Origin of the sequence: Bacillus cytotoxicus NVH 391-98 (genome assembly GCF_000017425.1) — a bacterium.
Taxonomy (GTDB): domain Bacteria; phylum Bacillota; class Bacilli; order Bacillales; family Bacillaceae_G; genus Bacillus_A; species Bacillus_A cytotoxicus.
The window spans coordinates 1,277,582-1,302,325 of the sequence record NC_009674.1 but is presented as its reverse complement, the minus strand read 5'-3'; the positions used below and the strand labels follow the sequence as shown (position 1 = coordinate 1,302,325).

The window sequence follows — 24,744 nt, the reverse complement described above, 5'->3', positions numbered from 1 at the left end:
GATTAGCTGTTTTTTCGCTTTTGTACTTGAACAATAAACTCCTGTTTATATTTTTTATCATTTAAATAAAACGTCCCCCATATTTTATATGTTCCTTCTTGTGGAAATGTTATACGATACTGCAATTGTTCTTCCACATGAAAAGGTACTCCATATATAAAATGTTCTCTCTCTTCATCAACAATGGAAAGTGTACTTTTTACTCCCCGATGAGAGCCTATTTTCAGCTTCTCCCCTTTTTTAGCTTGAAACTGAAACGTTAATGTAGCTGCTTCATTTGGATGTAGAGCACCAAATAAAAGCGAAACTTGGTGGTCACCAATCTTCTTTGTTAAAATGGTATCTCCTACCAAACCTTTTGGCTTGTTCTTATTTTTTTCTCCAAAGTTTTTCTTAGAAAAGGATGATTCCGTTTTATTATGGTCTTCATATAAAAAAACTGTATATTCCTTACTTTTCTCTATCTTTTGCGTTATTTTATAGGATCCACTACCGATAAAGATAGGTTTTACCTCCTGTATCTCTCCTAAATTCTCATCTACAACAACTGCTCGAAGTTGATCATTTACCCCTCGAATCGCATTGCTCTTTTTGTTAAACAACTGAAATGCAAGATCTACTTTTTTATTTTCTTTTCCTTTCTTTATATCCCATTTCACTTCTTGAATCATGGCAGTTGTTTCTGCTATTCCTTGATATTTCTTTATGTAAAAACCTCCAGCAACAAGCAAGAATAAAGCTACAAATGCAATCCCAAGATTTTTCATCAAATCACCCACCGCATTTTTTACCAATTCGGGTTCTTATTTCGTTACTCCATCTCTCTTTTTTATGTATTCTATATAACCATTTATGAAATCCTTCTATTTTACTAAAAGTAAGAAAAAGATTTAAATTAGTAGTATTACTAGTGTATAATGCAGATGATATTGATTTGTATTCATACATAATGAAGGAGGTTATTTTATGAGCGTTCATATTGAAGCGAAACAAGGGGAAATTGCTGAGTCTATTTTATTACCTGGCGATCCATTACGCGCAAAATATATCGCGGAAACATTTTTAGAAGATGTAACTTGCTATAATAATGTGCGTGGTATGCTAGGGTTCACTGGAACATATAAAGGGAAACGTGTTTCTGTTCAAGGAACAGGCATGGGGGTACCTTCTATTTCCATTTACGTTAACGAATTAATCCAAAGCTATGGAGTAAAAAATTTAATTCGTGTAGGAACTTGTGGGGCCATTCAAAAAGATGTTAAAGTACGCGATGTGATTATTGCAATGACAGCATGTACAGATTCTAATATTAATCGTTTAACATTCCCTGGTTTCGATTTTGCACCAGCTGCAAACTTTGATCTTTTAAAGAAAGCATATGATGCAGGAACAGAAAAAGGACTTCATATTCGTGTTGGGAATGTATTAACAGCAGATGTATTCTACCGCGAGAGCATGGATATGGTGAAAAAACTTGGTGATTACGGTGTATTAGCAGTAGAAATGGAAACAACTGCACTTTATACATTGGCAGCAAAATATGGTGTAAATGCCCTATCTGTATTAACAGTAAGTGACCATATTTTTACGGGAGAAGAAACAACTGCAGAAGAGCGTCAAACTACATTTAACGAAATGATTGAAATTGCTTTAGAAGCAGCAATCCAACAATAATAGCGTAAAAGAACTCGTCATACGTCTGGCGAGTTCTTTTTTCATATTTCAGGATAACTTCTTTCTTTGCTACATTTGAAAGTAAGAACGTTACTACTCATAAAAAATGTACTAAAACACGCTATGATATATAAATATATTTAGAAAACCATTCATACGAGTATATGACTTTTTACAAAAAACTTTTCTAAACAGAGACAGATTTTCAATTTTTACTTACTACTATCGTTTGTTATAATAAAGAAAATATTTATATGCATATACTGAGGTGAAGAAGTGAAAAAAAGAAGCATTGTCTTTAAACTTTTTTTATTAACAGCGGCACTATTTACGATTACTTTTCTCCTCTTTTTCATTGGACAATCTTTATATTTAGAAAAATTTTATATTGATAAAAAAATAAAAACAGTTCAAACGGCCTTTGAAAAATTTGTGACAAGTTACGAAAAAAGTGATGGTACATTTGAAGAAGTAAGAAAACTAAAACAAGAGTTTCATGATAAAACCAATTCCGATATTGTCTTATTAGGTTCAGATGGAAGCATAAAAAGTGAAAATAATTACTATATTGAAATCGTTGATCGTTTATCTAATAAACAGCTTATGATTCCTCTTAACAATATTTTAACAATTGATGAATATAATAAATTTATAAATTTACAGTTGAAGGTAAACGATCCTATCCAAGTTCAGGGGATTGTAAGACAAAATTCAATATTCCCTACTAAAATTAGAACCAATTATAATGTATGGCGAAATGATAATCTCTTAGCTGACATTGGGCCATTGATTACTCCAAAAAACAAGTACACAGAAGGACAGTCAAAATATACGATTCGTACATTTGAAGGTGTTATTTCTCAAATTCACCTTCCGTCTAAAAATGAAATTCGCCTTGCAAATAATATAGAAACATTGTATGCCATTCAACAATGGAACTTTGCATCAAGTCCTGATAATGCGAACGCAAATGAACTTACTACTTATCCAGTAGGTGACGATGATGACAGTAAAAGTCAAATTTTCGTACAACCTATTGTAGAAAGTGGACATATTAAAGAATTTGTTTTCGCCATGACTTCGTTGCAACCTGTTAATGAAGCGATGCTTGTTTTAAAAGATTACTACGTGTATGCACTTATCATCGTATTTTTTGTTATTATTTTATTATCCTTTTATTATTCAAAAATCATTGTAAAACCGCTTATTAAAATGAATCGAGTCACAAAAAAAATGGCTAACTTTGATTTCACTGAAAAATTACCAATTTCAGCAGACGATGAAATTGGCAGTCTATCTAGTAGTATTAATACGCTATCGGTTAATTTAAAAGACCGTATTGATCGCCTAAATATTGCAAATACAAAATTACAACAAGATATTGAAAGAGAACGACAATTAGAACGAACAAGAAAAGAATTTATTTCTGGCGTATCTCACGAATTAAAAACACCACTCAGTGTGATTAGAAGTTTTGCAGAAGGAATTAAAGACGGTGTTAGTAAAGATACAACGTACTATACGGACGTCATTTTAGAAGAAACAGAAAATATGAATCGATTAATTGTCGAAATGTTAGAACTAGCCAAACTAGAGTCTGGTACCTATAAATTAGAAATGACGACTTTTTCAATTGGGGATCTTATTCAGCAAGTATATACAAAGTTACTATTTAGTATGGAAGAAAAACATTTACAGGTAGAAATGGATATAGATTGTTCTATATACGTTAAAGCAAATCGAAATCGTATTGAACAAGTTGTTGTGAATTTACTAAGTAATGCCATCCGTTATACTCCTGATACAAAGCATATTTGTATTCGTGTGATAGATGGAGAAGAGAAAGTAAAAGTTGAAATTGAAAATAACGGTAACCCAATTCCAGATGAAAGCTTACAAAAAATATGGGATCGCTTCTACCGTTTAGATGCTTCACGAAGCCGCCATACTGGTGGAACTGGACTTGGTCTATCTATTGTCAAAAATATTTTAGAATTACACCATGCTAATTACGGTGTATATAATATCGACAACGGGGTTGTTTTTTATTTTGATTTACAAAAAGTAAAAGAAGTCAAATAATTTGTCTTAATTTCACGAGGAGTTCACATGGAATTCACACTCTCCCTTTATAGTAGTAACCAAGTTAATCCTTTCCTTTACACATATAAAAGAGGAGAGTGCATAAAATGAAACAAGCAGGACAACCTATTCAAAACGAGAAACAATTAGAAAAAATCAAAAATATACTTTTACAATCTTCAAAACGTGATGGCCTATTATTCGTATTAGCAGTTAACTCTGGCCTAAAAGTAAGTGAAATCTTACAATTAAAAGTTGGAGATGTCATCGATGAAAATGACACTGTTCGTCATTCCATTTTATTTTACAATGAAAAAGTGAAAAAACATAAATGGTTCGCTGTAAATGAAGACTTACAGCACGCAATTGAAGAGTATATGAAAGAACGTAAATCATGGAAACGAAATGAACCATTATTAAAGTCTCAAAAAGGAACAAAATCTATTACAAGGCAGCATGCATGGTATATTTTAAATAAAGCAGCAAAAGAAGTTGGTTTAGAAGGGATTAGCTCACATACACTTCGAAAAACTTGGGGATATTGTGCATATAAATCTGGTGTTGATATCGCATTTTTACAACACTTCTTTGACCATAGTACCCCATCAAAAACTTTAAAATATATCGGTATTGCATAAAGTAGATATTGTTCTTATACATAAAAAAGGTTACCAACAATTAATTGCTGGTAACCTTTTTTATGTTTCACAGTCTCTTTTCTTGTTTCTCCTAGTATTATAGCGGTACTCTAACAATAAGGGGGAAAATGATGAGCACATTAACAATTGAATTGCCAAAAGATATTGCTGAAAAACTCGATTTATTAAAACAAGTGTATCAAAAGAAAACAGGTGCTACTATTTCAGACAGTACACTTATCTCCAAGGAGTTTGTTCAAAAAATAACTCCTTTTGATTTACAACAATATGTTATAGAAAAAGAACAGCGTTAATGCTGTTTTTTATTATTTTAAATAAGAGCATCCTTTTCTTCAAAAAAATCGAAGCGAAGTCATCTTCCTAAGGGCATTACGAAAAGTTTATAGTTCCTCTTTTTTCTGAACGAATGTAAAAGTAGAGGGAGGACGTTTCCTCTCAAATATATATAAATTTTTTATTTTATTTTTGAAAACCATTGACAATGATAATGATAACCATTATCATTTATTATGAAGCCAACAATTGATGAATCAACCAAACGCTCAGTAACATTGTTACCCCTCTTTTTCATATAGAAAAGCACTGTACATTCCCCCTGTTTGTACAGTGCTTTTCTTTTTTTTTCTACATACATCAAGAACAATCAGCTTCTACTTATTCAAATAAATTCAGCTGCTCTGGCTTTGGCTCCCCGTATGTAATATTCATCATTTCCATCAATTGTTTTGCATTATCAGCTGCATCCCCACCTGAATTATTATTAAATAGCACATATATGTTTTTTGTTTTCTTCTGCAACTGTTTTAATCGGTCTACCCATTCCGCCAACTCTTGCCTATTATAGCGATATAAACAGCGAACTGCCCTCCAATTTTCGCTCTTATCGAGCCAGCCATGAACATTTCGTCCATGAAAACGGATCAGTGCCATGTCAGAATGAGTTGCTTCTAATACAAGCGGAACGGAACCAATACCCGCTTGTGGTTCATCACAAATTGTATGAATCCAATTCTCTTGTTCTAGAAATTGTAATGTTTTATCATGCATATGAGGGCGAAACCACGTTTGATTTCTAAACTCTATGGCACATGGAAACCCTTCCATTTTCTCCTTTGTATAACGCAGCAATTCTACATTTTTCTTCTGACAATCGAACCATGGTGGATATTGGAATAATATCGCCTGTAATTTATTTACCTCTTGAAGAGGTAGAATGGATTGTTTGAATACTTCAAACATCTCTTCAATTGTTGCAAATGGGATTTCTCCCTGCATATGCCCAGTCATTCCTTGATATGCTTTTACAACAAACGAAAAATCTTTCGGCGTTTCTCCTGCCCATTTTGTATAATTGCGAGCAGGTTGCATCGCATAAAATGAACTATCGACTTCCACAATAGGAAAATACTCACTATATGTTCGTAATTTATTTCTATTTTCGTAGGAATCTGTATATAAAGAGTCATGATCTCCCCATCCTGTTAATCCAATAGAAATCATTTATGCTCCTCCTTTCCTTGTCTTTCATCAAATGAAACTAGTTTCTCTGTCAAAATATGATATACTATATGGAAGAATTTTTAAATTGAGGGGTTATTTACTTATGCTTCAAGAGGATACTATTTTATCTCAGGAAAATCAAATAAAAGAGCTAGAAAATAAAGTTCGTTTTTATGAGCAACTATTGAATCACTTGCCACATCATTTTACATATAAAAATTCTCAGCTCGGCTTACAGATGCAGAAGAAGGGGAAGGCGTATTCTATCCAGCATATTCCAAAGGAAGACAAAGAACCAATTTTTGAACTTACTTGTGATTCTTTATTTCTATTTGAACAACTAGAAAAGCACTTCATTCATATTTTCGATGCTTTTTCTCATCATGTGACTTTTATTGATAAAAACGGAATCATTACACTATGTAATCGAGCTGCTGCTGATGATTTCGGTGTAGTAAGAAGCGCTATAATTGGAAAACCCATTCAAGACTTATTACAATTGCCACCAGAAAAAATAAAAGCACTAGAAACATTAAAAACGGGAAAAGAGAACTATAATGAAGAAATATTAGATAAAAATTATGGTATTTGTAACAATCGTATTATTCGTGATCAAAATGGTGAAATTTTCCGCGTGATTAGTGTTTTTCATTATTTGAATACAGAACGTGATGCAGAAAAGCTCGCCTTATCTGGGCGAATTGCTGCTGGAATTGCACATGAAGTTCGCAATCCACTTACAACAGTACGAGGATATTTACAATTTTTACAAGAAAATGTTTCACCTGTTCATAAAGAACTTTTTAAAAACTTACTAATTCCTGAATTAGATCGTGCAAATAGTATTATTACAAAATTTTTATCGATTTCAAAAGCTCACGAATTTAAACGGGAACCATTTCCTATCAACAATTTTTTACGTGAATATATTCAGCAATTGCTTGCTAGCGAAGCGTTTTTACATAATATCTCTATCGAATATAATCTATCTTCTGAATTGGAAGATGTACTTGTTCCGATTGATCGGCATGAACTTGTTCAAGTTTTTCTAAACTTATTTCAAAATGCTGTTGATGCAAAGAGCGATAAGCCTCTATCTATTAAAATTACAAGTCATCGTCTAGAAAATTTTGTACGCATTACATTTCAAGACAATGGAATTGGTATTCCTCCAGCAATTCAAGATTATATATTTGATCCATTCTTTTCTACGAAAGATGATGGAACTGGTCTTGGATTATCTGTTACGAAAAAAATTATTCAAAATCATGCTGGTACCTTAAAGGTTGCTAGTGATTCAAATGGTACAACCTTTTTTATTTCTATTCCGTTATCCCCCAAAAAACATGAAATATAAGAAATGATAAGAACCATGTTGTCACAAGATGTTCTTTCCTTCGTGATAACATGGCTCTTTCTTTTATACATCCCTCTTTTACGTTTCTTTACTTCAAATTTACGCTATCTTAATGCTAATTTTGTATGATAAGTAATGAAGACAAATGACATGAAAGAGGGATGAAAATGAAAGTTTTATTGTCAAAACACTTTGGGATCGTCCTCATATTTTGTATTTTTTTATGTTCAGGACTCTTGTTTACTTTGATTTATACCATAACATCAAACGCAGCTGAAAACCGCGCTACCGCTCCATACGAGCTCGTACATGCAAAACAAACTCTGATACCTCTTTCGTCTTCCCCTCATAAAGAAAAAAGAGTGATAAAGGGAATGCTCATTACAGAAGCTTCCACTTATCAAGACTTCGCTCAAATTGCAAGTGAACTCCAACAGCGTTATCAAAATCAAGGACTACATGAAATGACTCTATCCATCCACAATAAAAACAACGGACAATATGAAGAAGATCTACCTTATGAACCGATTCGTAAAGGAACCATTTCGATTATTTATACATCATCAACTGCAGCAAATATAAACATCCACATGCCATAAAAAGAGAGGCGAACGTTTCCATCGCCTCTTTTCAAAAAAATGGAATCCACTCTTTTACCTTATCAATCCATTCTTTCTGTTGTTCCTTTCTTTGCTGTTCTTCCTCTTTTCTTCTTTTCTCCTCTTCTTTCCTTCTTTTTTCTTCTTCAATTGTTTGTAACTGTTTTGTATATTCAGCCTCCGGTATTAAGGATAACTGGAATGCTTTTTGAGATGCTTTTTCTCCTACTTTGTTCATAATATCCCGAAACATCGTTGTTGTAATATGACTGCCACTTGGCACATAATGCTCATGGTCTGTCTTATCATATCCAACCCAAATTGCTCCTACTAAGTCTGGGGTATACCCTACAAACCATGAATCTTTTGCCCCGCTGCTTGGACCACCTACAATTTGAGTTGTTCCTGTTTTTCCTGCTGTATCAATATTTTTCAGCTTTGCTTTTTCACCCGTTCCTTTTTCAACAACACCCTTTAATAAATATGTCATCTTTTGGGCAACTTTTTCGGTTGTTATACGTGTTTCTTTTTTATACCATTTCCCTACTGTTTCGCCTTCAGTATTTTTTATTTCGCGAATTGCATGTCCCTCTACCTGCACTCCATTATTAGCAAATGTCGCATACGCTTGAGCCATAACAAATGGGGAAGTCCCTGTATGCATTCCACCGAGTGCGATAGGATACGTACGATCTTCTTCTTGCAACGGAATACCAAAACGCTCTAACGATTTCAGCCCTTTTTCTAAACCGATTTGTTTCAATAGCCAAACAGCTGATACGTTATACGACTTTGCAATCGCTTCGTACATCGTCACATCCCCATGAAAAATATGATCGCTGTTTTGAGGTGCATATTCTTTTATATGCAGTGGTTCATCCTTCAATATATCATATACTTCATACCCTTCTTCTAAGGCTGGTACGTACACTGCAAACGGCTTTAACGTTGATCCTGGTTGACGCTTTAATTGCGTCGCATGATTAAATTGTAAAAATTGATATGGTCCCCTGCTACCAACTAGTGCCGGAACACCACCTGTTTTCGGGTTCATCAGTACAATGCCTGTTTGAAGTAATTGATCTGAGCTACGATCTTTAAAATACCTATTATTATTAACAACATCTTCTACCGCTTGCTGTTTTTTAGGATCAAGTTCGGTATAAATGTGATAACCACCAGCTAAAATTTCATTTTGGGTTAAATCATATTTCTCCATTGCTTCTCTTACAATATAATCTACATATTGTGAGTATTTCCCTTTATATTTATCATCTACACCTCGGCGTAGCACAAGTCCTTTTTCTTTTTCTTTGCTATATTGTTCCTCCGAAATATACCCTTGCTCCTTCATTAAAGCTAGCACAATATTCCGTCTTTCAATGGATTTATTGAAATTTTTATAGGGGGAGTAAGTAGACGGAGCCTTAATAAGACCAGCTATGGTAGCAGCCTCTGCTATCGTTAAGTCTTTCACTTCTTTATCAAAATATGATTTAGCAGCTTTCCTTATCCCCCAAGCGCCTTCACCAAAATAAATTTGATTCATATACATCTCAATAATTTCATCTTTCGTATATGTGCGCTCTATTTTTTTCGTTAAAAAATATTCTTTAAATTTCCTTGAAAATGTTCGTTCTTGTGTTAAAAATACATTTTTCGCAAGCTGTTGCGTGATTGTACTCCCTCCCGCAATGACTTCACCCGCAGTAACATTCTTTAATATAGCATTCAAAATTCCACTATAATAAATTCCATGATGGTTATAAAAATGTTTGTCTTCTACTGATATTATGGCTTGAACCATAATATCAGGTATGTCTTTTCTTTTAATTCCTTCTGTTTTAGAAGACGATAACTTAGCTGCCACTTCATTATTTGCATCATAAATAAGTGTTGGTTGTGGAACTGCTTGTTTTAATGCTGATATGTCTTGAATGGATATCATTATATTTATTGCAACAAAGAGAGTTATGAATAAACCACCTAAAATCAATAATGTATTGCGCAGTTTCTTTCTCTTGTTGAACCACTCAAGCACGTTCTTAAAATGAGTGTTGTCCAATTTCATTTATCCACTTCCTTCATTCCTTTACACTCTTGTATTAAAAGGAAGAAACTCCCTCCTTTTAAATTCATTATAATATCGTAATCCATTCTTAGGTGTAAAGTATTTCTTTTACATTCATACTTTTTACAAGAAAAGGACATTCTACAAGTAAGATATTCACAGTTGATTACTAATATTATTAATGCATCAAGATAAGTTATGTTAAGTTTTTGTAAACTTTTCGATAAAATGTTTTAAAAAACGACAGTTTTTTGTTAGAATTGATTAGCCAATATATTTTACATATATTACTTTTCGGTGGGGGTAACAATAATGGTTTTTAAATCTAAAAAAGATAAATTTTCTGAAATGTTAATGAACGTTTCTGAAAATTTAAAAGAAGGCGCTAAGTTCTTTGTGGAATATAAAATTAAGAACGCTAGTGATCTCAAAGAATTTTCTATGCGCATGAAAGAATACGAGTCAAAGGGTGACTCATTTATTCACGAAATCATTATGGAGCTAAACAAAGCGTTTATCACTCCAATTGAACGTGAAGACATTTTACAACTGGCAATGAGCATGGACGATGTATTAGACGGATTAGATCACAGTGCTGGTTTATTTGAAATGTACTCTATCACAGAAGCTGATGAATACATGATTAAATTCGTTGAAGCAATTAATCAATGTGCAATCGAGATTGCTGCTTCTGTAGAATTAATGTCTAATAAGAAACTGCTTGACATTCGTACAAACGCGATTAAGATTAAAGATTACGAATCACAATGTGACGATATTCGTCGTCATGCCATTAAGCATCTATTCTCTCGTGAAAAAGATCCTATTAAGATCATTCAGTTCAAAGAAATTTATGAAGAATTAGAAGAAGTAGCTGATAGCTGCCAAAGCGTAGCAAACGTGTTAGAAACAATTATTATGAAGAACGCATAAGGAGTTTGATCATGGATACAGTCTTGATTTTAACTGTTTTAATAGTCATTTGTGCTTTAGCTTTCGACTTTATTAACGGATTCCATGATACAGCGAACGCCATTGCAACAGCTGTTTCTACAAAAGCTTTGAAGCCACGACAAGCGATTATTATGGCAGCTATTATGAATTTTTTAGGTGCAATGACATTTACTGGTGTAGCAAAAACAATTACAAAAGATATCGTTGATCCGTTTGCATTAGAACACGGTTCAGAAGTTATTTTAGCCGCTTTACTTGCTGCAATCGCGTGGAACTTAATTACTTGGTACTATGGAATCCCAAGTAGTTCTTCGCATGCAATTATTGGTGCAATCGCGGGTGCTGCAATTGCTGCTGCTGGTGTAGCATCCATTAACTTTAAAGGATTTATTAAAATCATCGAATCATTAATTATTTCACCGATTGTTGCATTTGTAATTGGATTTATTGTATACAGTATTTTTAAAGTCGCTTTTAAAAATTTCAACTTAACAAAAACAAACCAAAATTTCCGTTTATTCCAAGTTGGAACCGCAGCTTTACAAGCTTATACACATGGTACAAATGATGCGCAAAAAGCAATGGGTATTATTACAATGGCACTGATGACAAACAACCTCCATAGTTCTGAAGATATTCCATTCTGGGTTCAATTCTCATGTGCTCTCGCAATGGGACTTGGTACTTCTATTGGCGGGTGGAAAATTATCAAAACTGTCGGTGGACAAATTATGAAAATCCGCCCTGTAAATGGGGTAGCTGCCGATTTATCATCATCTCTTGTTATTTTCGGTGCAACATTTATTCACTTGCCAGTTAGTACAACACATGTCATCTCTTCCTCTATTTTAGGGGTAGGAGCATCACATCGTGTAAAAGGTGTAAAATGGGGAACTGCCCAAAGAATGTTAATTACTTGGGTCATTACACTCCCAATTTCCGCTTCTTTAGCAGCTTTATTCTATTACGCATTACATTTCATTTTTTAATCAAAAGTCGCCTTCCTTATTTTTTCCAGGAAGGCGACTTTTTTGTGAACAGTCTTATTTCTTATCAAAAAGTGTGTATAATGAATGTTGGACTTGTTATATAGAGGAGTTGGCAATTTTGGAATATATCATGCTACTTTTTATTGGATTAATTGCAGGAACAATTGGAAGTCTTGTAGGGCTAGGAGGAGGAATTATCGTTGTTCCTTTACTGATTGGACTACATAGCTTATCGCCCCAAATCGCAGTAGGGACTTCCATTGTAACTGTTGTTTTCACAGGCCTTTCTTCTACGCTTGCTTATGTGAAGCATAAACGAGTAGATTATAAAAGTGGGCTTATTTTATTTATTGGTAGTGGCCCTGGTGGCATCATTGGATCGTGGGCAAACAAATTTTTAAATCAAGATACTTTCTCTTTATACTTTGGAATCTTTCTTATTTGCGTATCGATTCTTCTTATGTTACGCGATAAGCTGAAACCTCTTTCCTTATCAAATGCAACGGTTATTAAGCGTTCTTTCACGGATACTGAGGGAAATACTGCTTATTATCAGTTTCCGCCATTTCTTTCTATCCTTATCGCATTTATAGTCGGTTTCATATCTGGACTATTCGGCATTGGCGGAGGAGCTTTACTCGTTCCTGCTATGATGCTGTTGTTTGCTTTTCCAGCTCAAATCGCTGTTGCAACTTCCATGTTTATCGTTTTATTATCAGCAATAGTAAGTTCTTTCACTCACATCTCCCTTGGTAATGTAAGTTGGATTTATGCATTAATCTTAATTCCAGGTGCTTGGATTGGAGGGAAAATCGGGGCTTATATTAATACAAAGTTAAGTGGCAATGCAATCATTAACTTATTACGCATTACATTAATAATCCTTGGGGCAAGGTTGATTATTACTTCATTCCTATAACGCGTTCTCCTTAGAATGCGTTTTTTTATACACACGAATAGAAAAAGACACCTAACACAATACATAGGACAATGCACATACACAGCAACATGAAATTTGATATATACATTTTTCTCAAGTGAATCACTCCTTATAACTGCTTACCCTTATCATAGCGAAAAAACAGCTATCTTATCGTTACAAAGCACTAACAATGCAAAATCAATTATTACAGATTAAATCTCTTTATTGCATTCCTTTGTATAGTCTATCTATTATATAAAAAAGATGTCATATCGACATCTTTTTAATGAAGGAGTGACCATCCCATAAAATCTTCATGTACTTGGCACGCTCGTTTGTCATTTCGATCATATAGTTCAGCATAACTATCAGTTTTCTCATCGTAAGCCATTGTATAAATGATTTGACCATCTATTACAACGGATAGAACGACTCCGCCTTTCATCTCTTCCACATGTATGATTGCATTAGCTGGTATTTTCATATCAGTCATTTTCGGATCTAACAATATACTAAACCCCCTACAGCATATTCATGGTTCGTACGATTACACACTAAATAGTATACTACTGTAATAGCATATATTTCGTCAATACAATTACAACATGGATACAAAATAGAAAAAGCATGGTTTATCATGTCTTCTACTTTCGCTCCATGTCGAAAAAAATAAGTATGAAAAAACGAATGAACATATACATGCATATTATAAACACAAATTCGACTATATCGATTAAAATAAAATACATAGGAATATTTAAATGAGGTGCTAACATTGATTTTACATAAAGGAGAGCTATTATTCCGTCAAGGTGAAGAAGGACCCTTATACTTTGTGAAAACAGGTCTATTAAAAGTGGTTCGATTACAAGAAGATGGAACACCATTTTTATTTAATATTATTGTTCCAGGTGAGACAATTCCTCATCATTCTTTAATTTCACCTAAAGAATACCACGGAACAGCCATCGCTTTAATGAAAACTGAAATTGAACCTATTATGAGTCAAGAATGGTATGATAAGCTGCGAAAAAATCCAGAATTATATGCTAACGTTGCACTACAGTTACAAACGAAATTACGAATGATGCAACAGCGAATTGATCAATTAACAACGGTCTCGCCAAGGGAGCGCCTTCATCGGTTACAACAATGGTTTTCATTATATTTAGGTGGCATTCCGATTTATGAAATATTAACGCAAACTGAAATTGGTCAACTCATTGGTGTGCGACGTGAAACCGTAAATCGTTTATTACGAGATCAAATCAAAAACGAGGTGAAATAACCTCGTTTTTGATTTGGTAAATTCTCTTTATTGTAAGCTAACTGCTGGTCCAAAGAACTCATAGTGAATACGATCAGCTGGAACTCCCCACTCTAGTAACACTGCATTGATATGTTTCATAAATGGTACTGGACCACAGAAATAAAATTCCGCTTCATTTGAAGGAATAATAGATTGTAACCAAGCTAAATCAATAAGTCCTTCTTTCTCAAAATTTTCCGCTTGTACATCTTGCTTTGTTGGTGCTGAATAACAAGTATATACTTTCACTCTTTCTTTACTTTCTGCTACCTTTTGGACATGCTCTTTCATTGCATGGACTTTACTATTTAACGCTGCATGAATAAAGTATACATCGCGGTCCATTTCTCTCTCAGTTAACGTATTAAACATACTCATCATAGGCGTAATTCCTACACCACCGCTTATTAATACAACCGGTAAGTTTGAATCTATATTTAATACAAAGTCTCCAGCTGGTGCACTGAGTGGCAAAATATCTCCTTCGTGAACATGGTCGTGTAAATAATTCGAAACTTTCCCATCCGGTGCTTCTGCACTTGTTTCACGTTTTACACTAATACGATAATACTCTTTTCCAGGAGCATCCGATAAACTATACTGGCGATTATGTATATACGTTTCTCCTTCTATACGAATTTGAACCGTTACATACTGACCAGGTAAAAACATTGATAGTTCTCCACCGTCTTCTGGTTTTAAGTAAAACGATGTAATAACGTCGCTCTCTTTCTCTTTTTTCACAACAATAAAGTTACGTAACTCTTTCCAGCCGCCTTCTTTTTTTGCTGCTTCTTCATACATTTCCGCCTCGATACGAATAAATGCATCAGCAATTACACCATACGCTTCGCCCCAAGCATCCAACACTTCTTGCGGTGCGCCTGCTACCTCTTTAATTGCCTGTAATAAACAATTTCCTACAATTGGATAATGTTCAGCTTTAATTCCTAAGCTTCTATGTTTATGACCAATCTGTTTGACAACAGGAATAATGGCTTCCAAGTGATCAATATACATAGCCGCCGCACACACTGCACTTGCTAACGCTTGTTGTTGTCTTCCTATTTTCTGGTTTGTATGATTAAAAATATTTAATAACTCCGGGTGTTCCGCAAACATAATTTGATAAAAGCGTGTCGTGATATCAACACCTTTTTCTTGTAATAATGGTACTGTTGATTTTACAATTTCAATTGTTTTTTGACTTAACATTGTATCTCACTCCTCTGTTTCCTTGACTACTGTTAGTGTAAAAGAGTTTTTGATGGAACGTTGTGATTTTAATCACTATAAACACGGTGTTTTTGTGAAAAATATATGAACAATTTAAATTTATCCTACAATAAAGTTCTCATATCATAAAAATTAGGCAGAAGTAGATTGACCGATTCATAAAGGCGATTTATTATAAAACGAGTTCTATATCATACACCATTGTATATTTTCCTTTTATACGGATAACAGAATACTTTGTAGGAAATGAAACTTACTAATTTCCTTCTACGAACTGTACCCCGAATCGTGAACACTAAAAACAGTCCATGACTCGGTTTTTTTGTGTATATTTATAAGCAAACCTCGTTATAATAGATACAACGATAGAAGTGAGGTATAAATGCTAGTGTTGAGATGTACACTTTTGATTGAATAAATATGCTCTAAAATGATTGAGGAAGTATAAGTGAAATATAGCTACTAAGCCATTTTCGTCAAAAATATATGTACAGGAATATCTGTTGTACATTGTTTTTTTACTTTTTTCATACATATCCTTGAATAGGATTTGTGTAACAAAGCCATTTCAATATATGTGTGCCAACAACTGAAGCGTTAGCGAAAGGCGTTAGTCAAGTTCTAGAAACACACAATTTCTGCTGATATTTAAAGCATTTCTGTACAACTTTATACAAGCAAAACTGTACCTTTAAGAATAATCATTTACAGTGAGGTAAGGAAACAACTAGAAAAGAATCAACCGGAACAAAAGATGGTAACCGATATGACGTATTTATTTTATGAGAAAGGGAAAAAAGCATATTTATCGTGTGTAAAAGATTGTAAGATGCGAGAGAGTTTAGCCTATCACGTCTCTCCCTCTTTACAAATGGAGATCGTCTATCAAACACTCAAAAAATGGAAAGTTAGATTCGGAGGCACCATTCATCCAGAAGTCCTGCTTCATTCCGATCAAGGTGTTCATTACACTCATCCGGAATACCAAAAGCGAGTAAGAGAAATGGGGCTCAGACAATCTATGTCACGTAGAGGCAACTGCTTAGATAACGCTCCAATGGAATCCTTTTTCGGTCATATGAAGGATGAATGAAATGATAAATGTTGTCAAACATTACAATGTCACCCAGAAGTGATAGACGAGTATATGCAAGATTATCATTATGACCGTTATCAATGGACACTCAAAAAGATGATTCCGGTACAATACCGGAATCATCTTTTAAGTGCTTGATTTTTAAAGTTCTTTTTATGAAACTGTCCATTTTAAAGGATACAGTTTAGTTATGGAACACCCTTTTCCGATACTACATATACATGTGTAATAATGATAACGAACCTATATACAGCATTTTGTTTGATGGAAACATCCTCGACTTAGACAACAAAAGACATAGTAAAACAAGATCTTCGCTTTATAAAGAAACGGATCCATTCTATCTAGAGTTCAAATACTTTGAAACAGCTATATCCATTCTTTCTGAAATAGAAGCTATGCATATGATGAAAAAAGACTACTTACTTTACGGGATCAGCCTGTCCAAAATCAACTAAAGTTTATCGCGCAACTATTTAGAATAGTTGCGCGATAAAAATTCCATTAAGAATCTATATACCTCTTTCAAATATAGGTATTCTTTGCACTAGAACCGTACTTAATAACAATAATTTTATAATTTTATATATAGATAATTAACTTAATATATTATAAACTTGAAACAATACAGTTAGTGTTACCTCTCAAATTGTATTCCCCAAAGTAGCTAGGTAATAGAAAATGATCTCCTTTTTTAAAGAAGAAGTGTTCGCCTTCTTTAATTAATTCCCCTTCCCCCTCGATTACACTAACAAGAAGGAAGGGTTTTTCTTGTTTTAAACTAGCTGATCCATCTAACTCCCATTTTTCCACTGAAAAATACGGACATTCAATAAAGTTTGTTACACTCAAATCTTCTATTTTTTCATGTTTCACCGATAACTGCTTTTGTATACATGGTGTTTCAGTTACTTCAATACTCTTTTCAAGATGAAGTTCACGTAAGTTCCCTTCTGAATCTTTTCTATCATAATCATACAATCTATAGGTTGTATCAGAATTTTGCTGCGTTTCTAGTATTAAAATTCCTTTACCAATTGCATGAACAGTTCCGCTTGGCACATAGAAGAAATCTCCCGGGTTCACCTTCACACGATGTAACAGTTGATTCCATTCTTTCTGTTTAATCATAGTCACTAATTCTTCTTTTGTTTTTGCATGATGTCCATAAATAATTTCTGCGTCTTCTTCGGAATCGATTACATACCAGCATTCTGTCTTTCCCAATTCTCCGTTTTCATGCACATTGGCATACTCATCATTTGGATGAACTTGAACAGATAAACCTTGATTAGCATCCAAAATTTTTGTAAGAAGAGGGAAACGCTTTCCCTCCACATTTCCAAATAAATCTCGATGTTCTTCCCACAATTCACCTAAAGATAACCCTTTATACTTTCCGTTCTTAACAATACTTTGTCCATGTTGATGCGCTGCAAAAGCCCAACACTCTCCAGTTTGATTTGATGGAATCTCATATCCAAAAGAAGTTAAATGGGTTCCCCCCCAAATTCTTTCTTTAAAAACAGGTGCAAAAAATAATGGTTCAGTCATAATTAAACTCCTCCATTCTATACAATTTCATCTAATAGTTTGTATGCTTCTTCTTTTGTTCGGACGGATAATAAACGCTCTCTATAACTGTCATCCATTAGTTTCCGAGAAAGTATTTGAAGGATTTTTAAATGTTCATTTCCTTCACTTTCTTTTGGTACTGCAATCATAAATATTAATTTCGCTTTCGTTCCATCAAGGCTTTTCCAATCTATGCCCGATTGTTTAATCCCAAATACTACACTCGGTTTCTTAACAGCAGCTGATTTCCCGTGTGGAATCGCAATATTCATACCAATTCCTGTTGTACTTTCGTTCTCACGGTTCATAATCGCTTGTTTAAATTCTGCTTTTGAATGCAGTACACCAATATGGTTTAATTTTTGAATCATTTCATCAATGATGTCATCTCGTGTTTCTCCTGTTAAATCTGTTTCAATTAACTCTAAACTTGTAATATCTGTTAATTTTTTTATTTCTACTTGTTTGCTTTCTACTTCTGTTTCTTGTAGTACCTGTGGTATTTCTTTTGTCGCTGAAACTTCTTTTATTTCTACTACTTCTGACATGTCGGCTTTTGAAATATCTTTTTTCAACACGTTTACCACAAGTGCAGTCACAATAGAACCAACAATTACAGCTACAAAGAACATAAATACATTATCTACTGCTCCTAACACTGCAACAATTGGACCACCATGTGCCACTCTATCACCTACATGCCCAATCATCGCAATCACAGCACCTGTCATTGAACCAGCCATAATACTTGGAATCACACGAAGTGGATCTTGTGCAGCAAATGGGATAGCTCCTTCAGTAATACCAAAGAGTCCCATTGTAAATGATGCCTTTCCCATTTCTCTTTCTGACTCTTGAAACTTTCTCTTTCCTATAAACGTAGCAAGTCCCATTCCAATTGGTGGAATACAGATTGCTGCAGCAATTGGCCCCATAATTTCATAGTTTCCTTCTCCAATCATTGCTGAACCGAATAAGAATGCAACCTTATTGACTGGACCACCCATGTCAAATGAAATCATTGCTCCTAAAATCAATGCTAAGAGAATTGAACTCGATCCTTGCATACCCGCCAGCCAAGCAGTTAATAACTCGAAAGCTTGTGCGACAGGAGCACCTATAATAAATATAAATGCTAAACCAACTACAAGTGTAGCAAACACTGGAATAATAATGATTGGCATAATAGGTTGAATCGCCTTCGGGACTTTTATTTTTTTAATTCCTAATACTATATAACCTGCTAGAAAACCAGCGATAATTCCGCCAAGAAAACCAGCGCCACTTTCACTTCCATAAAAGCTTCCTGTTGCTGCAATATATCCACCAATCATACCAGGAACAAGACCAGGTTTATCAGCTATACTGTATGCAATATATCCAGCTAATATTGGAACCATAAATGTAAATGATGCACCGCCAATTTGTTCAATTTCTTTCCAGAAAGATCCCTCTGGAATTACTAAACCTCCAGGTGTTTTTTCTCCACCGAGCGTCAATGCGATTGCAATTAATAATCCACCAACTACAATAAATGGCACCATAAAAGATACACCATTCATTAAATGACGATATATCGGATTTTGCTTTCTTTCCTGTTGATTACTTGCTACTGTTTTCGATTGTGAATGGTAGACGGGTACATCTCCACTTGCTACTTTCTGAATTAATTCCTCTGGTTTACGGATACCATCTTGAACTCCGACAACTAATAATTTTTTACCTATGAATCTATCTTTATTTACCGCTCTATCAGCAGCTATAATGATCCCGTCTGCTTCTCGAATATCTTGTTCAGTCAGCTCATTTTCTACCCCTATACCACCTTGGGTTTCAATTTTCATTTGAACCCCTAATTTATCTGCTGCTTTTTGCAAATTTTCTGCTGCCATATAAGTATGGGCAATTCCATTCGGACACGATGTTATCGCTAACAGTTTCATTTTTAGTCCTCCTCACACTGCTTTGTAAGCGCCTACATATAATATAAATTAATATTATGATAATAAAAGTTTCATTTTTTACCGGAACTTCCGGAAAAATAACTCTTTTACCTAAACAAACAAAAAAGTGAAGTATTTAGACCTCCACTTTTCGTTTAATTATGTAGATAGGATAAAAATTTCATTACATTTGTTTCTTTCGTCAGCTTTTGAACAAAGTATGGTTGCTCACTTATTAAAGATAGCTCGTAGAACAATCGTTTCGTTACCTCTTGTCCATCACTTTTAACTGCTAGCATAAATACAAGTGATACCTTCTCTGCCCCCCAATCAATCGGTTCTTTTAATGTAGCAATTGCAATGACTGACTCCTTAATAAACTTAGGATTGCCGTGAGGAATCGCAATCCCAGCTCCAATTGTTGTTGCCGACATCTTCTCTCTTACAATCGCATTTTCTGCATACTCTTTGTCTACATACCCTTTACTATGTAAAGCATATGCTAACTTTTCAATTAATTCATATGGATGTTGTACATCTTGTTGTAAAAATATTAAAAATGGAGATGTATAATTAAGCATAACAAAATCTTTTTGTTTTTTATAACTCGGTTCATCGCATTCTTTTATGAAGTCTCCTAGTTTCTTTTCTTCCGTTCCCTCTAATAATGGGGATACTACAATATGAGGAATATTTAAATCCGAGAGAAAAACGGTAGAAATAACCAAATCCACCTGGCGATGTTTCTTTAAATATTCATGTAAATCAGCTTTTGCAATACAGTCCATCACATGGACATGATGAAATTTCCGCTCAATTTTTGTCCGTAACAGCTGTGACATACCAATTCCTAGATGACAGACAATAATTACATTTTTTGATTTTTCCTGATGATTTAACCGTTCAACAGATGCTTCAAAGTGTAGAGTGAGATATGCTGCTTCTTCTTCCGGAATACATAGATTTAGAGATTTATTTATTTCTTCTAATACCTGAATCAACATATTAAACATATAAGGATACATTCTTTTTATATCATGTAGCATAGGATTAGATACAGAAAGATCATAGTTCAAGCGGTTCAATGTGGTGTATAGATGAATAGTTAATCCTTCGATTAAAATTTGGTCCCTACTGAAATCCATTTCACACGACTGTGTCATGCATTGAACTAGTTGCTTTACAACCTTAGAAAGGATCGGATTACTTTCAGTAAGTTTATCCCCTCCTCCTGTTTTATCTTGATAACGGAATTTCCCACCCAAAATATGAGCTGTTAAATACGTTGCTTCTTCTTCTGTAAAATGAACCGCGAAAACACTCTCTAATCGTTTTAAAAACTCTAATGTCCATTTGTATTCTTTAGTTTCTTGCATTGTTTTCATTTCCTCTTCAGAAGTTAAAATGGGTTGCTTCAGTTTCATTCTCCGTACCATAAGCAACGTATGTATTAATAATCCTTCAAATGCATCATCTGAAAAAAACAATTCATATCGTTTTTGGAGCGCTTTCAATTCAGTTGTAACAAATTCAACTTCATGATATGAAAATTGTTCCTTAATAAATTGATTCGTTAGTTCAGAGTTACAAATTAAATCTGATAATCTAGCCAACGCTTTCCTTTTGTTTTTTTCATTCCCCTCAATAATCAATCCTACTCGCTGTTTTGAAACGACAGTTAAGTCAAAATGATGTAACCACTTTTCAATTTTATCTAAATCTTTTTTTATAGTAGTCCGGCTTACAAAATGTTGAGAAGCCATATCCTGTGCAGTAACTGCTTTTATATTCATTAACAAGTTATAAGCAATTCGTAGGATTCTTTCTTCATCTGATTCATACGTTGTACAATTATTTATACGATAAAGTTTATTAAATAAATCTACCTTTTCATATTCTTCAATCTCTAAGTAAACCCCTAAGCCCGGTTTCTTTACAAGAACTGCACTCGAATAATTCGTCAGATATTCCTCAATTACTTTAAAATCATTACGAATTGTTTTTTCGGAGCAATTTACTTGTTCTGCAAGGTATTGTACTAATAAATAGTCATTAGGTTCAGATAACAACAGAAGCAAAATTTCTTTTTGTCTTGTATTCATGAATTTCACCTGTCTCTTATACTCTTCTATGTTACATGCATTACTTTACCAGATATTGTACTCTCTTATAATTGATCTGGTCAAGAGAAGAAAAAACATGATTTCCCAGATCAGAAAATCATTAGAAAAGGGGCTGCCCCTAGTTCCTACCACCCAAAAATGATGACAAAAGTGATTCTCTATACGTATACGCAAAAAAATCTATTCTTGTCGTGATATTGCCAAATCATTACGAGAACACCTACCAATGATGTGAGTATCTGGGCAACAAATGCCGGATTTTCGAACGATTAATCGCATTCGCTCCGAACGAATGAAAGATAGGATTGAACCTCTTTTCTCGGAATTCATTCAGCTCTTATGAAAACAAAACTACATATCTATGGAGAACTACTTTTTGGATAGAACAAAAATAGAAGCGATTGAGTTTGTGGCTAATCGCCATAGCCCACAACTTCCTCAAACAGGCGAAAAAAAAACGCTCGTTTGAGGAAAAAAATCAAAAAAATAACAAAACCCACGGAGAAACTACATTTTCTCCATGGGTTTTAGTCATTTAAAGGAACTTTTTGGACAGCTCCTTCTCTTTTATTTACCATAATTTCTTTTTTGCTTTTCCAAAATGAACTACAAAGATTATGTCAAAAGTAGTGAGGGATACTAAATAAGTGCTAGCACATGCTATTCTCATAATATGACTTCGGTGCAGTTATTTAATAAAAGTCAGTAGTTTTCTTTACCGAATACGCAATTTTCTAGCTTTAATTTCACTTTACTGAATACAAAAAACTAAATACGTAAAAAAAGAGGTTGCCAAAAGTAGCTATTCCGATACTTTTGGCAAAACCTCTTTGTTTTGGAGAACTTGTTCAATAACTTGCACCTCTTTTCCGTCTCCAAATTCCGTATATCCCCATATATTTGTCTCACCCGTATACTTATTTACAATGATATCTAAATCATGATAAATTCGATGAGCATATACAACATATTCAATATTCCGTGCTTCTATACCCATTTTCATAACGTCATAACTCCGTCTTACATCGCGCTTTATCTTCTCATTTTTCACTTGTTTATGTATACCTTTTAGAAACTGCTCTTGTTCTTGAAACCATTTCACAAGATGATTCCAATCTCCCTCTGTATATTGATCCGCTTTACCGTAATTTAAAAAATCATTATAGTCTTCATGAGTTGTACGGATAAATTGTAATACATGCTTTTTTTCCTTCACATCATCTACTTTAGGCATTGTCGATACACCAGCAGGTTTACTTGCATAATGTAACAATACTTTCATACATCCATAGCTTGCAAGCCCCATTATCATAATCATTCCCAGTACACCCAATATCCTCTTCATATGCCGACTCCTTTTCTATTAGGAATATTACATTTATTTCTATAAATCGTTATATTTGTAACATTCTCTAATTGAAAAAGAATTCCTGTATAAATACTTCTTATCATTTCAACACTGTTTTTCTACACATTTCGCGCTGGTAAATACTGCTGTAGAATCACATGTCCTTCATAAGCAGCATAGCCTAATATGACAAGTAGACCAATGTAACAACCAAATACAATCCACCTTGTTTTCGCATCGACTTTATAATATTCCTCTTGTTGTTTCTTTTCCTTCTCCCATTGATTTCCTTTTGTTTCTAATAACGCGATCGCTTCTTTCATACGATTGGTATGTTCTTCTTTTTCCTCTTCATATGGCACATAATCAAGCGCTTCAAATTTAGGCACAATATACTCTAATACTTCAATTTTTTGGCTTTCTCCTGTTTCAAGCTTCTTTTCTTTCGCCTTTTGTCTCAATTGTCCCATTTCATGGTGAGCTACATAAAGCGTTCGATGCACTGCTCCTGTTTCAAGAAACTCTTCTTGCAATTTAGAAAGATACGTTTTTAATATTTCTACTTTGTAACCTAATTCTTCAATCGGCTTATCACGCTTCATTACTCGATACAGTTCCATGCATCCTATAACAAAAATGAAAAATCCGATAATACTTGTAAAGAAAATGGAATAGCCAAGCAATAAAACAAGACCGCCAATCCAAATTTTCGTGCTAACAACCGAAATAATTCTTCCGCCATCTAAAGGCGATACCGGAATTAAATTAAAAAAGTTCAACATGCTTCCCAGTAAAATCACGAGTGCCCAGAATGGCTCATTCGTTAGCATATAAAGCGGAATAGCTGGTAAAAATGATAACAAACCAAATAAAGGTCCCATATAAGCAAGATACGCCTCATCCTTTGCATTTTTCGGCATCTCCTTCATTCCAATTAACGCACCCATAAATGGAATGAAAATTGCCGGTGACGTAGGTATACCTTTTCGCTTCGCCGCCCATAAATGTCCCATTTCATGTACGAAAAGTAAATAAATGAGTGCGACTCCAAATTTCCAACCATATATAGCTGCATATGCTCCGAGTGATAACAACATACTAAATACTGTTGAAAATTTAGCAAATTTCAAAATTGCTAATACCCATTTCAGCTTAGAAAATAAAAAGATTCCGACTGCAGCCAAAATTCCCCATAATCCCTTTGTATTTTTCTTTTGCATCATTTTCTCCTTTTTTCTTTCTATTATGCCATAATTTGCTCTTTTATTGGAAACTATGTTTATAACATCTAATTTTAGCCAAAAATA

The 24,744-nt window shown here is 34.1% G+C and carries 21 protein-coding genes and 2 pseudogenes; 13 read left to right on the top strand and 10 right to left on the bottom strand.

All coding sequences use genetic code 11. The annotated features are described in order from the left end of the window. Window positions 1-2: 2 nt before the first annotated feature. On the bottom strand, window positions 3-767 hold the full coding sequence (locus tag BCER98_RS06375; RefSeq protein ID WP_011984263.1) for a hypothetical protein: 765 nt from the start codon (window positions 765-767) through the stop codon (window positions 3-5). Window positions 768-966: 199 nt separating this feature from the next. On the opposite strand from BCER98_RS06375, the gene deoD reads away from it, so the two are divergent. The 4 genes from deoD to BCER98_RS06355 all read left to right on the top strand — a co-directional run bounded on the left by deoD (window position 967) and on the right by BCER98_RS06355 (window position 4,708). Next, on the top strand, window positions 967-1,674 hold the full coding sequence (gene deoD, locus BCER98_RS06370; protein WP_011984262.1) for a purine-nucleoside phosphorylase: 708 nt from the start codon (window positions 967-969) through the stop codon (window positions 1,672-1,674). Between the two features lie 276 nt (window positions 1,675-1,950). Then, window positions 1,951-3,756, top strand: a complete 1,806-nt coding sequence (locus tag BCER98_RS06365) for a sensor histidine kinase (RefSeq protein ID WP_011984261.1) — start codon at window positions 1,951-1,953, stop codon at window positions 3,754-3,756. Between the two features lie 107 nt (window positions 3,757-3,863). After that, complete coding sequence (locus BCER98_RS06360) at window positions 3,864-4,394, top strand: tyrosine-type recombinase/integrase (RefSeq protein ID WP_011984260.1); 531 nt, start codon at window positions 3,864-3,866, stop codon at window positions 4,392-4,394. A gap of 131 nt (window positions 4,395-4,525) precedes the next feature. After that, window positions 4,526-4,708 (top strand): DUF3924 family protein, encoded by a 183-nt coding sequence (locus tag BCER98_RS06355; RefSeq protein WP_011984259.1) that lies wholly within the window; start codon window positions 4,526-4,528, stop codon window positions 4,706-4,708. Between the two features lie 361 nt (window positions 4,709-5,069). On the opposite strand, the gene BCER98_RS06350 is transcribed toward BCER98_RS06355, so the two are convergent. Beyond that, the gene (locus tag BCER98_RS06350; protein WP_011984258.1) at window positions 5,070-5,915 is read right to left on the bottom strand and encodes a DUF72 domain-containing protein; all 846 of its coding nucleotides are present in this window, start codon (window positions 5,913-5,915) and stop codon (window positions 5,070-5,072) included. A gap of 103 nt (window positions 5,916-6,018) precedes the next feature. Here BCER98_RS06350 and BCER98_RS06345 point away from each other — a divergent pair, with 103 nt between their 5' ends. Together BCER98_RS06345 and BCER98_RS06340 are read left to right on the top strand one after the other, a co-directional pair. Beyond that, a complete protein-coding gene (locus BCER98_RS06345) occupies window positions 6,019-7,272 on the top strand; it encodes an ATP-binding protein (protein WP_011984257.1) in 1,254 nt (417 codons plus the stop codon). Window positions 7,273-7,439: 167 nt separating this feature from the next. After that, window positions 7,440-7,871 (top strand): hypothetical protein, encoded by a 432-nt coding sequence (locus BCER98_RS06340; RefSeq protein ID WP_011984256.1) that lies wholly within the window; start codon window positions 7,440-7,442, stop codon window positions 7,869-7,871. Between the two features lie 31 nt (window positions 7,872-7,902). On the opposite strand, the gene BCER98_RS06335 is transcribed toward BCER98_RS06340, so the two are convergent. Then, window positions 7,903-9,942, bottom strand: coding sequence for a transglycosylase domain-containing protein (locus BCER98_RS06335; protein ID WP_011984255.1), 2,040 nt, complete (start codon window positions 9,940-9,942; stop codon window positions 7,903-7,905). A gap of 312 nt (window positions 9,943-10,254) precedes the next feature. Here BCER98_RS06335 and BCER98_RS06330 point away from each other — a divergent pair, with 312 nt between their 5' ends. The 3 genes from BCER98_RS06330 to BCER98_RS06320 all read left to right on the top strand — a co-directional run bounded on the left by BCER98_RS06330 (window position 10,255) and on the right by BCER98_RS06320 (window position 12,804). Then, window positions 10,255-10,875, top strand: coding sequence for a DUF47 domain-containing protein (locus tag BCER98_RS06330; RefSeq protein ID WP_011984254.1), 621 nt, complete (start codon window positions 10,255-10,257; stop codon window positions 10,873-10,875). A gap of 11 nt (window positions 10,876-10,886) precedes the next feature. Further along, entirely contained in the window at window positions 10,887-11,885 is a 999-nt protein-coding gene (locus BCER98_RS06325) for an inorganic phosphate transporter (protein WP_011984253.1), read from the top strand. A gap of 118 nt (window positions 11,886-12,003) precedes the next feature. Then, on the top strand, window positions 12,004-12,804 hold the full coding sequence (locus BCER98_RS06320) for a sulfite exporter TauE/SafE family protein (protein WP_011984252.1): 801 nt from the start codon (window positions 12,004-12,006) through the stop codon (window positions 12,802-12,804). Window positions 12,805-13,090: 286 nt separating this feature from the next. Here the strand turns inward: BCER98_RS06320 and BCER98_RS06315 are convergent, their stop codons facing one another. Then, on the bottom strand, window positions 13,091-13,315 hold the full coding sequence (locus BCER98_RS06315; RefSeq protein ID WP_011984251.1) for a hypothetical protein: 225 nt from the start codon (window positions 13,313-13,315) through the stop codon (window positions 13,091-13,093). A 267-nt stretch (window positions 13,316-13,582) separates the two neighbouring features. Between BCER98_RS06315 and BCER98_RS06310 the strand changes: the two genes are divergently transcribed. After that, on the top strand, window positions 13,583-14,095 hold the full coding sequence (locus tag BCER98_RS06310) for a Crp/Fnr family transcriptional regulator (protein WP_011984250.1): 513 nt from the start codon (window positions 13,583-13,585) through the stop codon (window positions 14,093-14,095). Between the two features lie 27 nt (window positions 14,096-14,122). Here BCER98_RS06310 and hmpA read toward each other — a convergent pair whose 3' ends face one another. Continuing rightward, window positions 14,123-15,331: an NO-inducible flavohemoprotein gene (gene hmpA / locus BCER98_RS06305; RefSeq protein WP_011984249.1), complete on the bottom strand. Its 1,209-nt coding sequence runs from the start codon at window positions 15,329-15,331 to the stop codon at window positions 14,123-14,125. A gap of 676 nt (window positions 15,332-16,007) precedes the next feature. Here hmpA and BCER98_RS20745 point away from each other — a divergent pair. Together BCER98_RS20745 and BCER98_RS23615 are read left to right on the top strand one after the other, a co-directional pair. Continuing rightward, window positions 16,008-16,445, top strand: coding sequence for a DDE-type integrase/transposase/recombinase (locus BCER98_RS20745; RefSeq protein ID WP_308806024.1), 438 nt, complete (start codon window positions 16,008-16,010; stop codon window positions 16,443-16,445). Between the two features lie 21 nt (window positions 16,446-16,466). Further along, a pseudogene (locus BCER98_RS23615) lies at window positions 16,467-16,586 on the top strand (IS3 family transposase); the annotation flags it as partial. 471 nt (window positions 16,587-17,057) lie between these two features. Here BCER98_RS23615 and manA read toward each other — a convergent pair. From manA to BCER98_RS06285, 3 genes are all read right to left on the bottom strand, one after another. Further along, complete coding sequence (gene manA, locus BCER98_RS06295; protein WP_373367227.1) at window positions 17,058-18,005, bottom strand: mannose-6-phosphate isomerase, class I; 948 nt, start codon at window positions 18,003-18,005, stop codon at window positions 17,058-17,060. 14 nt (window positions 18,006-18,019) lie between these two features. Continuing rightward, window positions 18,020-19,966, bottom strand: coding sequence for a PTS fructose transporter subunit IIABC (locus tag BCER98_RS06290; protein ID WP_011984247.1), 1,947 nt, complete (start codon window positions 19,964-19,966; stop codon window positions 18,020-18,022). A 155-nt stretch (window positions 19,967-20,121) separates the two neighbouring features. Further along, entirely contained in the window at window positions 20,122-22,068 is a 1,947-nt protein-coding gene (locus tag BCER98_RS06285) for a BglG family transcription antiterminator (protein ID WP_011984246.1), read from the bottom strand. A 138-nt stretch (window positions 22,069-22,206) separates the two neighbouring features. Between BCER98_RS06285 and BCER98_RS23805 the strand changes: the two are divergent. After that, window positions 22,207-22,516: pseudogene (locus BCER98_RS23805) on the top strand (transposase); the annotation flags it as partial. A gap of 375 nt (window positions 22,517-22,891) precedes the next feature. Here BCER98_RS23805 and BCER98_RS06280 read toward each other — a convergent pair. Further along, window positions 22,892-23,434, bottom strand: coding sequence for a hypothetical protein (locus tag BCER98_RS06280; protein ID WP_041809571.1), 543 nt, complete (start codon window positions 23,432-23,434; stop codon window positions 22,892-22,894). A 122-nt stretch (window positions 23,435-23,556) separates the two neighbouring features. Beyond that, the gene (locus BCER98_RS06275; protein ID WP_011984244.1) at window positions 23,557-24,657 is read right to left on the bottom strand and encodes a site-2 protease family protein; all 1,101 of its coding nucleotides are present in this window, start codon (window positions 24,655-24,657) and stop codon (window positions 23,557-23,559) included. Window positions 24,658-24,744: the final 87 nt, after the last annotated feature.